Below are 11212 nucleotides of genomic sequence, written 5' to 3' on the forward strand. Positions count from 1 at the left end.
ACAACTCTTGCCGCAATGGATCTGATCCTGTGCCATCAATCAGCGGATTTCGACACCCTGGGGGCGGCGGTGGGAGCGGCGCGCCTGTATCCGGGTGCCCGCATCGCCTTGACCGGGGGATCCCTGCCGGGGGTGCAGGAGTTTTTGGCCTTGTACCGAGATGAATTTCCCCTCATCGAGCTGCGCTCTGTGGATCCGGGACAGGTGCAGCGGTGGATTGTTGTGGATTGTCATGATCCGGATCGCTTGGGCAAAGCTGCCGCTTGGTTAAGCGTCCCCGGCGCGCAGATTGAGATTTTCGACCATCACCCCAGTCCACTGGATAACTTTTGGCCGCAGCAGCAGGTGAACTGTCATATCGAGGCCGTGGGGGCCACCTGTACCTTGCTGGTGGAGCGGCTGCAGGCTGCTGGGATCCCTCTCAGCCCTTTTGAGCGGCTGGCGCTGGCTTTGGGCATTCACATGGATACGGGATCCCTGACCTTCCCGGAGACCACCGCCCGCGATGCTGCTGCCCTGAGCTGGCTGTTGCAGCAGGGGGTGAACCTGGTCTTGTTGCGGCGCTTTTTGGGGGATGGCCTCACCCCAGAGATGCGCGAGCTGCTCAGCCAGGGGTTGGCCCAGATGCAGGTGCAGCAGGTGGGGGAGTATCGCCTGGGAGAATGGCTGCTGGAGCTGCCGGAGTTTGTGCCCGGCTTGGCCGGCCTGGTGATGCGGCTGATGGATCTGACGGGAGTGGATGTGCTGCTCTTGGTGGCGCGGCAGGGGGAGCGGCTCAGCCTGATCGGGCGGGCGCGGCAGGAGTTTGCCCAGTTGGGCAGGGTGATGGCCCTCTACGGCGGCGGTGGACACGATTGTGCTGCAGCAGCCACGTTAAAAGCCAGCCCAGAGCAGCCTTTGCCCGACCCGGCCCAAGTCATGGCGGCCCTCAGGCAGGCTGTCCAAGAGCGGATCCCGCCCCCGGTGACGGCCAAAGATTTGATGTCGGCTCCGGTGCGCACCATCCGACCGGAGATCACCATCGACGAGGCCCAGCGGGTGCTGCTGCGCTACGGCCATTCCGGCCTGGTGGTGGTGGACGCTCAAGGTCGCCTGGTGGGGGTGATCTCGCGGCGGGATATCGATATCGCCCTGCATCACGGGTTTGGCCATGCCCCCGTCAAGGGCTACATGACCACCGACGTGAAAACCCTCTCCCCCGACACCCCCTTGGCGGAGATTCAGCGGTTGATGGTGCAGTGGGATATTGGCCGCCTGCCGGTTCTCCAGGATGGACAGTTGGTGGGCATTGTAACTCGCACCGATGTGTTGCGGCACCTACACGAGTTGCCGGCCCTCTCACCGCAGTTGGCTTTGCCCACCCTTTCCTGCCCTTTGGATCTCACCTTCGCGGCCCTGTCGGAGCGGCATCGACAGTTGCTGGAGCAGGCCGCCCACATCGCCGATGAGAAGGGCCTGAGGTTGTATCTGGTGGGGGGAACGGTGCGGGATCTGCTGCTGCACCGGTGGGGACGGCAGCCCTCGCCCAACCTGGAGCGGCTGGATCTGGACTTGGTGGTGGATGGGCCCTACTCTTCGGCCCCGGATGGGATCGATCCCCCGGGCTGGGGCTTGATTTTGGGACAAGCGCTCAAACAACGCTTCCCGGAAGCGCGGCTGGAGATCCACGGCAAATTCCAAACGGCGGCCTTGATCTGGCCAGGAGGCTTTTGTGTGGATATCGCCAGCGCCCGCACGGAGTTTTATCCCTACCCGGCCTCTCCCCCCGAAGTGGCCATGGGATCCATTCAGCAAGACCTCTATCGGCGGGATTTTTCCATCAACGCCTTGGCCTTGCGCCTCAACGGCCCCCAGCGAGGACAGGTGCTGGATTTTTTCGGCGGACAAGCGGATCTGCAACAGGGGATCATCCGGGCATTACACCCCAACAGCTTCATCGAGGATCCCACCCGCATTTATCGAGCGGTGCGCTTTGCGGTGCGCCTGGGCTTCGCCCTGGACTCGACCACAGAAAAATGGATCCGCGCTGCTGTGGCCAGTGGTCTGCACGATGCCGTCGGCGGGGATCGCCTCAAGCAGGAGCTGGCCTATATTCTCGGAGCCCGCGATTGGCCCCAAGCCTTTGAGCGGCTGGCAGAATGGGGAGCTTTGCGCTGTATTCACCCCGACCTGGAGTGGGATCCCTCCCTGTGCCGGCGGTTGCAACGGGTGGGCCGCTGGGCTTATCACTTTCGCCGCCGCTATCCTGAGCTGGGATCCCAGGAGATCTGGCAACTGCGCCTAGAGGCTCTCCTCCTCACCCTACCCCAAGCCCCCCAGGTGGCCAGCCAACTCCACCTCACCCAAGCAGGCATCGAACGCCTCAGCCATTCCTCCTATTACCAAACCCTGTTGGCCCAATTGGATCCCGGCACCCTCTCTCCGGCCCAGGTGGTGCAACTGCTGCAGGGGCTGCGGATCCCGGCGGTGATTTTGTTGGCTGGGATCGCCCCCAAGCCGGCCCGGCGGTTGATCTGGCGCTATTTGCAGGAGTGGTACTGGGTGAAGCCGCTGCTCAACGGCCACGATCTGCGTCGTCTGGGTTATAAGCCAGGTCGCCCCTTCCAAGCCATTTTGGAGCAACTGCGCCATCTCACCCTAAACGGCGAACTCACCACCCCGGCAGAAGCTGAAGCCTGGCTACAAGAACACTTCCCCCTGCCGCAAGCTCAATACCGAGGAAGAAAGTAGAAGGGCAAATCAGTCGAAATAGAAGAGAGTGACCAACTTGTGTTGCTCCTCGGCGTGCTTGCAGGCATCCAGCAGCGTGACGCTGTCGTGGAAGACAAAGCAGATCAACTGCTGGCACTTGCCGATGATCTCCAGGTTGCACAGGCGGCTGGCCTCCGCCAAGGGAAGATGGTCGTTTTCCGGATGCTCCACCAGATGCAGCACCTGCTCCAGGCTGGCCCGCGACTCTGCCGGCTGTCGCTCCAAACTCTGGGGCAAGATCACCGTCAAGGACTTCATGTCCGCCCGCATCGCCCCCCGAATGACGGCCAAGTTGGTGCCAATAGCCCCGGATGTGAGGATCTGATTGCCCGTGAGGGCCAAAGCATAGCTGAGGGTCTCGATCAAATACTGGTGGGTAATGGGCACATGACGACTGCCCAGGATGGCCACTCGCTTCGGCCCAACTTGCTGAATGGCGGCCAACTCCTGCAAAAACGTATCAACGCTGGTGGGGACATCAATAGACTGGGTCAACGGGATCCCTCGGCAGATTCTCTAGATCTTGGCTAGGCTATGCTATCTCAAATTTTCGCTTTGGGATCCGGCCAAGTTGACGCTCTACAACTTCAGCTCCGCACTTTTGGTGAAGTTCTAAGGCTGTCTGCAGCAAGCTGGGCTTGGCTTTGCGCAGAAGATCCCGCCTGGATGTGGATGGTGTAGCTCATACTGCTGTGAACGCCCTTGCCCAGCCAATGGCCGTAAATGGGAGCGGCATCTCTGGGGTAAGCGCTGGCCGCCAAAGCCACATGACCATCGGCCACGGCCAACCCCTGGGTGGGATCAAAGCCCCGCCAACCGGCCCCCGGCAAGTACACCTCCGCCCAAGCGTGCAGATGACGGCGCACAGGCTCTGCAGGTTCTCCGCCCATGCTCTCCCCTGAAGGCCGTGAGGGGCTGACTTGGTAGCCACTGACAAAGCGCGCGGCCAAGCCTACCGTACGGCAGACCTCCATGAACAACAGGGCCAGATCGCGGCAGGCTCCGGTTTTGCGATGCCAGGTCAAGCCGGCAGGCCAGGGATCCCCCTTTTCCCGCAAGATGTGGCGGCATTCTGAATAGATGCGCTGGTTCAGCGCCGGCAGAAAAGCCGTCGTTTCCCCCTGCACTTGATCCCATAGCTCCCAGGCCAAGGCTTGGACGCCGGGATCCGCCTGAGCCGTCAGATAAGGCTGTAGTTGAGCTGCCAGCGTGCTGGGATAGTCGATGGGGAGATTGGTGGCCCAATCGCAGAGGAGATAGTCGAAGGGATTCTCCCGCAGGGTGAGCACCGTGGCCTGAGTTTGAATGCGCAAATGCTCGGTGGGATCCCCAAACCAGAGCCGAACCGCCGCGTTGCCCTCCAGGTCCACCAGCGCCGATTGGCCCACCGGCTGCGGATCCACCTGCAACTCAAAAGCCAGGAGAGTTTGGATCCCGTCGCAGCGCGGTCGCAATCGCACCGTGTGGGGCTCCAGTTGGACTGGACGACTGTAGCGATATTCGATGAGATGGCGGATCTGAATTTGCACAGGCCAAATGACGGGCAAGGAGTTTTATCACAGGCAAAGGAGCACCGAGATCAGGCAACCCAAACTGCTCCCAGATCAAAGCCAAGAAGCGGTTGCATCGTCTGCCCGAGATCTCTAGACTTCAGGGATCCCGAGTTTGAGATCTCCGAGAGCTTTGCCCTGCCTTCCCAATCATCGAAACCTCCAGCTTAGAGCGGATGTACTCCCCAGCCTGTACAGGAGCATAGCGAGGGGGATTTGCTGCATTCTGGCATGTGGGCAGGCATTCGATCCAAGCATCGTCCCGAGGAGCTGTAAAGTAAACCAAAGACAGGCGGCGACTGGAACCGAAAGCCGATCGGGGTGGATTGACCACGCGGTGCAACGTGGAGCGCCAACGGTCATTGGTCCAACGGGATAGCAGATCGCCAACGTTGATGACAAAGGCGTTGGGAACAGCCTGCACATCAATCCACTCTCCTGCTTTGGAGTACACCTGCAGCCCTCCCGGCGCCCCATCCTGTCGCAGAATCGTGAAGCCACCGTAGTCGGAGTGAGCCCCATAGCGTAGCTGTCCCGGGATGGGCTCCACCTCCTGTTCAGGATAATGCACAGCCCGCAGCACTCCCCCTTTCCCCTCCATAAAAGGCAGAAAATAGGTTTCCGGCAGATCCAAAGCCAACGCGCCCATGCGCATCAAGGTTTGGGTGAGCTGAAGCAGAGCCGCATCATAAGCCAGAAGAGCAGCCCGCAGTCCTGCTGGATGGGTGGGCCAAAGGTTGCCCGAATCCGGATCCACCCCTGCTTGGGGCCGTTGTGGATCTTCCCGAAACAGGTCATTGAACACCAGCGCCTCACAGAGATCGTAGGGAACCTCTGCCCCACGGGTAGCGGCTACACTTTCGATGCCAATCGGCAGGTATCCCTGGTTTTTGACGCGATCCGGAGTCACCACCTCCATTTTTTGTTCCAGCGGCAGGTCGAAGAAAGCCCTCGCTCTCTCGTAGGCTGTTTGTATGATGGCCTCCGGGATCCCATGCCCTGTGATCACCACAAACCCCACCTCCTCCAAGGCTGCCCCAAAAGCCTTTGCAACCCCTAGCGGATCCGTGCCCTCCCGAAAGGGGGTCAAATCCAGACAAGGGATCCCAGCTTGCTCAAAGGAAGAAACTGGAGACATGGCCGACGTAGAGACAGGCGCTCAGAACAGCTCCTACCCTACGAAGAAAACCTGCCCCAAGACTGTGTGGGCGGATACCCCCTCAGAGCTGGCACCGGCTCAACCCCACATCCAGAAACGAAACTAGGGATACTCTTGCTTGGCCTGTTGCCAGAGGACTTCCAGCTCCTGGAGACTGCGCCCTTTCAGAAGGGAGCTTTTGCCACCGCCGGGCGTGGATCCCAGCAGTTCCTGAGCCAGCTCTTCCATGCGCAAAAAACGGCGAGCAAAGCGCAGGTTGGTTTGGGTTAGAGCTTGGGCAGCATCCAAACCATACCAACGGCCCAAGTTGACCAGAGCAAAAAGCAGATCCCCCAGTTCGGCTTCCTGCCGAGTTGGATCGGGGGGATCCCTTTCCAATTCTCGGCGCAGCTCGGCTTCTTCCTCGCGGATCTTGGCCCAGATCCCCTCCACCGTCGGCCACTCAAACCCTGCCCCCACCACTTTGCAGGAAATTTTCAGGGCAGCCATTAGGGGAGGCAAACTTTGGGCATAGTGCAGCAGTTTTTGGCCAAGGCTTTGATCCGGTCGCTCCCCTTGCTTGATCTGTTCCCAAGAGCGGTGCAACTCCGGAAGATCTGCCATCACAGCATCCCCAAACACATGGGGGTGACGGCGGATGAGCTTATCGGCAATTCCCGCAGCCACAGCTTCCAGATCAAAGTGGTTCTGCTCGGCAAAGATCTGAGACTGCAACACCACCTGCAACAACAAATCCCCCAGCTCTTCGGCAATCGCCGCCGGATCCCCGGCTCGAATGGCAGCTACCGTCTCATACGCTTCTTCGAGAATGTAGGGGGTCAGAGACTCCGGAGTTTGGGCCCGATCCCAGGGACATCCATCGGGGGCACGCAACCGAGCAACAACAGCCGCCAAACGACTCATGTGTGAGCTAGAGGCGGAACGCTCCAGATAGAGGTGGGCAAAATGCCCCGTTGCTTGGGGATCCCAGCTTTGCAGCGTCAATGGGCCGGCCACCACCTCTAAGCCCTCCGTTAACAACGTAACAGGCTGGACAGGAGCACAGACCTGTTGCAAAACACTGCGCAGCTCCGCCGGATCCTTTCCCCCACAGCTTTTCAGCAGTAGGGATCCCTGCTCCGCAGTAGACCACCGAGCCAGAGCTTGTTGCCAGTCGGGCTGAAGACTATCCAGCGTTTGCAGCATGGTCAAAAGGGTAGGTGCGGCCCAAATCCAAAAGGCGGCTGAGCTGCTCCAGATCGATGAAACTCAACTCCAAAAGAATCATCAGCAACGGCCCTTGCTGGCGATGTTGCAGCTTCTTGGCCAGGCTCAGTTGAGAACGGTCGATGATGCCCGTTTGCAAGAGATATTCCTCAAGGGCTGGGGGGGGAATGGGATCTAGCATGGTCGTTTCGCAGCGCTGAAGAAGGACAAATATGAAACTGAGAAGATAGTAAACTAACGTAACTATTCTTAACACTCCTACAGAGTTTCGGCAAAGATCCGGCTGGCAAATAGGCCACAGGTGAGCTTACCAAGCCCTGTGCCCACAGCTCCACGGCAAGAAAACCCCTAAATTGCCTCAGCAAATGAGGTTTCTGTATCCAAGGACACAAAAAATGGGTAGCGAGAGGTCATGGTATGATAGCAGATTGGCAATCAGTTGGCAGTACCCTGAAAGGCTGGCTGCTTCTTCTTTGTTTGGAGAAACCAACTTGCCTTGGCAAGATGTTACTTTTTTATCTGACTAATTCTGGTATTTAGATAAAAATCTTACAATAACTGCTCAGGGATCCAATCTGTTCGGCTCCTCTGGGATCCGCCCTGGGGCTGCCATCCTGCTCGGGTTAGCTAGACCGCCGAGAAGTCCCGCCCTCTATGTATCAGCATGGGAGTCGGGATGAGAGGCGGAGATTCCTGCGCTATGATAAGCAGAGAGCGGTGGGGCATCCCGTTCTTAAAGCTCAGGAAATGTCCTTAACAGGAGTCACTGTTCGCGTCAGCGGGACGGAGTCCTTGAAGCTCGCACTCTTTCGCTTTAGCGGCGCGGAGCGCTTTGCATCAGCATGAGTGCAGGAGTATGTCACCTAAGCTAGAAACGGCTGCAGGATGGACTCCCATTATGTCTGAAGCCCAAGGTTTACTGCCGGTGGGGGCAACGGTTCAAGTGGTGGAAATGCCTCCTTACCTAAAAACGGCTGACCCAATGCCGATGTTGCGCCCGGCCCATTTGATCCGCTTGCACGAGCAAGGGGTGATCCTGCAGCGACGGCTGTTGGGCACCTACAGCGTGCAGTTTGCCAATGGCATCTTTCTCATAGACGGAAAATATCTTGCCCCGGTGGGATCCCTGTCCTAGTGCGCCCATTTCTCCTCCGAGCCAGCTCGATGGGTTTGTCGGCCTTCAGAACCTTTGGGAGCTGGCAGCTTTCCACAGAAGCGAGCCTTCGACTGACCGGCGGACTTTCGCGGTAGATTAAGGTGTGCCGGTTGGGGTTGGGTCAAAGTTTGGCTCAGCCGGTGAGATCCACCTCAACTTGCGCTAATCCCTGCTTCTTACTGCCCTCCATCCCACTGGACTAACGCTGCTTATGCCCAGAGTCATCGTCACAGATCCCATCGATCAGGCGGGGATCGACATTCTCTCCCAAGTCGCTCAGGTGGATGTGCAAACCCAGCTCACCCCAGAGCAGTTGATCGCGGTCATCCCCAACTACGATGCCATCATGGTGCGCTCCGGTACACGGGTTACCCGAGAGGTGATCGAGGCGGGGACGAACTTAAAAATCATCGGGCGGGCGGGCGTTGGCGTTGACAACATCGATGTGCCTGCCGCAACCAAAGCCGGGATCCTGGTGGTCAACTCCCCAGAGGGCAACACCATTGCCGCTGCCGAGCACGCCATTGCCTTGATGATGGCCCTCTCCCGCCACATACCCGATGCCAATGCCTCTCTGAAGTCGGGCCTGTGGAATCGGCAAGAGTTTGTCGGCGTAGAAGTCTACAAAAAAACGCTGGGGATTGTCGGATTGGGTCGGATTGGATCCCATGTGGCCCAGATTGCCAAGGCGATGGGGATGAAGCTGCTGGCCTATGACCCCTATCTATCCGTGGAGCGGGCCGAGCAACTGGGGGTGCGCCTGGTGGACTTCACAACTTTGGTGCAGGAATCGGACTACATCACCTTGCACGTTCCCAAAACCCCTGAAACCACCAACCTGTTCAACGCCGAAACCTTTCGCATGATGAAGCCGACCGCCCGCCTGATCAACTGCGCCCGTGGCGGTTTGGTGGATGAACAAGCCCTGTACGAAGCCCTGAAATCCGGCCAAATTGCCGGAGCGGCTTTGGATGTATTTGCCAACGAGCCCCTGAAGGACTCTCCGCTGTTTTCCCTGGGCAAGGAAGTCCTGCTCACTCCCCACTTGGGGGCCTCCACCGAAGAAGCCCAGGTGAACGTGGCCATTGATGTGGCCGAGCAGATCCGCGATGTGTTGCTGGGGCTGCCGGCTCGCTCTGCCGTGAACATCCCCGGCTTACAGGCAGAGGTGCTGCAAAACCTCAGACCCTACCTGGACTTGGCCGAAACCCTGGGCAACTTGGTTGGCCAATTGGCGGGGGATCGCGTCAACCAGTTGGAGATCCGCCTGCAGGGAGATCTGGCGGAAAAAGATGGGCAGCCGATCGTCATTGCCGCCCTCAAAGGGCTTTTGACGCTAGCGCTGCGGGAGCGGGTCAACTACGTCAACGCCTCCATTGAGGCCAAAGAACGGGGCATCCGGGTGGTGGAAACCCGAGATCCCTCCTTGAAAGATTATTCCGGATCCCTGACGTTGATTGCCCACGGCCCCAATGGGATCCGCTCGGTTTCGGGGGCGTTGATTGGGGAGCGAGAGGTGCGGATTACCCAGATCGACGAGTTCCCGGTGAATGTGCCCCCTTCCGCCAACATGCTGATGACCCTGCACCGGGATATGCCGGGAATCATCGGACGGATTGGCACCCTGCTGGGAGCCTACAATGTCAACATCGCCAGCATGCAGGTGGGGCGCAAGATCATCCGCGGCGATGCAGTCATGGTGCTCAGCTTGGACGATCCCCTGCCGGATGGGATCCTGGAAGAGGTGCTCAAGCAGCCGGGCATCCGTGACGCTTTTGTAGTGAACCTCTAGAATTGTTGATCCCTAGAAAAAATCCCAAATCTCACCTACCCTGGCAAGACGGAGTCTTTGCTTGAACCAGAGCAACTTGTCCCTAACCCTGTCCCAGATCCCAGACTGGGATTGGCCGGCCTTTCTGGAGTCCCTGGGCCATTTTGGTGTGGATCTCAGTCTGGAACGCATGCAAGTCTTGCTGCAGCGTCTAGGACAGCCCCAAGCTGGGATCCCGGCCATCCACGTAGCCGGCACCAACGGCAAAGGATCTGTCTGTGCCTGGGTCAGCCACGTGTTGTGGGCGGCAGGCTATCGTGTGGGCCGCTACACCTCTCCCCATTTGGTGGACTGGCGGGAACGGATTTGGCTGAACGGGGAATACATTTCCGCCAACGACTGGAGCCAAGCGCTGGCCCAGGTGCGAGACTGCCTACAAACCTATGCCCCTGACGAGGCTTCTCCCACCCAGTTTGAGGTTATCACCGCTGCCGCTTGGCTGTACTTCCGCCGGCAAAAGGTGGATGTGGCAGTGATAGAAGTGGGCCTGGGGGGGCGGCTGGATGCCACCAATGCTGGGATCGAGCCAGTGGTAACGGCTATCACCTCCATCGGCTGGGATCATTGGCAGCGCTTGGGCAACAGCCTTCCCCAAATTGCCTCTGAAAAGGCGGGTATTCTCAAGCCAGGGATCCCGGCAGTGTGCGCACCCCAAACCCCAGAGGTCACAGCAGTTATCCGAGCCAAGGCAGAGCAATTGCGAAGCCCCCTGAAGATGGTCGAACCTCTGCGATGGTCAGAGCCTCAAACCGTCCAATGGCGAGGGCAGCTCCTCACCTTGCCCCTCAGCGGCGATGTACAACTCACCAATGCGGCAGTAGCTCTTGCCGTTGTGGAAACCCTACAGCAACAGGGCTGGCGGATCCCGGATGCCGCTGTCGAAAAAGGATTTGCCATCACCCGTTGGCCGGGGCGCTTACAGCGGGTGCAGATTGGATCCCGTCAGTTGCTGATGGACGGAGCCCACAACTTGCCCGCTGCCCAGGCTCTCCGTCGCTATCTGGATGAGCATCAACCCGGCCCCCTCACCTGGTATGTGGGCATCCTCACCACCAAGGATGTCCAGGGCATTCTCAGTACCCTGCTGCGACCAGGAGATTGCTTTTTCGCTCTGCCAATTGCTGGCCACTCTGGGACGGATCCCGAGCAACTTGCTCAGCTAGCCCAGACTCTGCAGCCTCATCTCGCCTCGGCACGGGCACTGCCCAATCTCTCCGCTCTTCGGGCTCAGTTGCTCAAGCCGAAAAACCTCACTGAGCCACCAGCTGTAATCTGCGGATCCCTGTACCTATTGGGCCAGGTGATGCAGGAATGTTTGGGATGGGATCTAGCCTGTTGAACTGACAGGTGAAACCTTATGCAAAACCTGAGCTCCTCTCTTATAAAGAGAGAGGAGCTATGAACAAAAACTAGCTCTCAACCACTATCACTTGATCAAGATACTCCCCTACTGATTGGGTTAGGGTGGTGGGCCTGGCACCGAGCTAGGTTGCCAGCAGGTCGCCCTGCCAGTAGATTCGCCGCTGATGCGTTTCACGTCCGAGTTCGGGATGGGTCGG

At 58.9% G+C, this 11212-nt stretch carries 9 protein-coding genes and 1 rRNA gene; 4 read left to right on the plus strand and 6 right to left on the minus strand.

Translation table 11 applies throughout. The features are described from left to right. The first annotated feature begins 15 nt into the window (after nt 1-15). On the plus strand, nt 16-2730 hold the full coding sequence (locus ACVWZ1_RS11395; protein WP_457503413.1) for a CBS domain-containing protein: 2715 nt from the start codon (nt 16-18) through the stop codon (nt 2728-2730). 9 nt (nt 2731-2739) lie between these two features. Here the strand turns inward: ACVWZ1_RS11395 and ACVWZ1_RS11400 are convergent, their stop codons facing one another. The 5 genes from ACVWZ1_RS11400 to ACVWZ1_RS11420 form a co-directional block, all read right to left on the minus strand. Continuing rightward, nucleotides 2740-3246: a hypothetical protein gene (locus tag ACVWZ1_RS11400; protein WP_011429595.1), complete on the minus strand. Its 507-nt coding sequence runs from the start codon at nt 3244-3246 to the stop codon at nt 2740-2742. A 92-nt stretch (nt 3247-3338) separates the two neighbouring features. Beyond that, nucleotides 3339-4280 (minus strand): transglutaminase family protein, encoded by a 942-nt coding sequence (locus ACVWZ1_RS11405; RefSeq protein WP_457503416.1) that lies wholly within the window; start codon nt 4278-4280, stop codon nt 3339-3341. Between the two features lie 121 nt (nt 4281-4401). Then, nucleotides 4402-5439, minus strand: coding sequence for an isopenicillin N synthase family dioxygenase (locus ACVWZ1_RS11410; protein ID WP_041438122.1), 1038 nt, complete (start codon nt 5437-5439; stop codon nt 4402-4404). Between the two features lie 123 nt (nt 5440-5562). Continuing rightward, a complete protein-coding gene (gene mazG, locus ACVWZ1_RS11415) occupies nt 5563-6363 on the minus strand; it encodes a nucleoside triphosphate pyrophosphohydrolase (RefSeq protein ID WP_457503418.1) in 801 nt (266 codons plus the stop codon). Nucleotides 6364-6625: 262 nt separating this feature from the next. Continuing rightward, a complete protein-coding gene (locus ACVWZ1_RS11420) occupies nt 6626-6847 on the minus strand; it encodes a DUF2949 domain-containing protein (protein ID WP_414332365.1) in 222 nt (73 codons plus the stop codon). A gap of 717 nt (nt 6848-7564) precedes the next feature. Here ACVWZ1_RS11420 and ACVWZ1_RS11425 point away from each other — a divergent pair. The 3 genes from ACVWZ1_RS11425 to ACVWZ1_RS11435 all read left to right on the plus strand — a co-directional run bounded on the left by ACVWZ1_RS11425 (nt 7565) and on the right by ACVWZ1_RS11435 (nt 10992). Beyond that, nucleotides 7565-7801, plus strand: coding sequence for a DUF3148 domain-containing protein (locus tag ACVWZ1_RS11425; protein ID WP_011429589.1), 237 nt, complete (start codon nt 7565-7567; stop codon nt 7799-7801). Between the two features lie 232 nt (nt 7802-8033). Further along, nucleotides 8034-9614 (plus strand): phosphoglycerate dehydrogenase, encoded by a 1581-nt coding sequence (gene serA, locus ACVWZ1_RS11430; RefSeq protein ID WP_414332254.1) that lies wholly within the window; start codon nt 8034-8036, stop codon nt 9612-9614. A gap of 76 nt (nt 9615-9690) precedes the next feature. Continuing rightward, a complete protein-coding gene (locus tag ACVWZ1_RS11435) occupies nt 9691-10992 on the plus strand; it encodes a bifunctional folylpolyglutamate synthase/dihydrofolate synthase (RefSeq protein ID WP_457503414.1) in 1302 nt (433 codons plus the stop codon). Nucleotides 10993-11124: 132 nt separating this feature from the next. Here the strand turns inward: ACVWZ1_RS11435 and rrf are convergent. Then, nucleotides 11125-11212, minus strand: a 5S ribosomal RNA gene (gene rrf, locus ACVWZ1_RS11440); the annotation flags it as partial.

Source organism: Thermostichus sp. MS-CIW-25, from assembly GCF_054060015.1.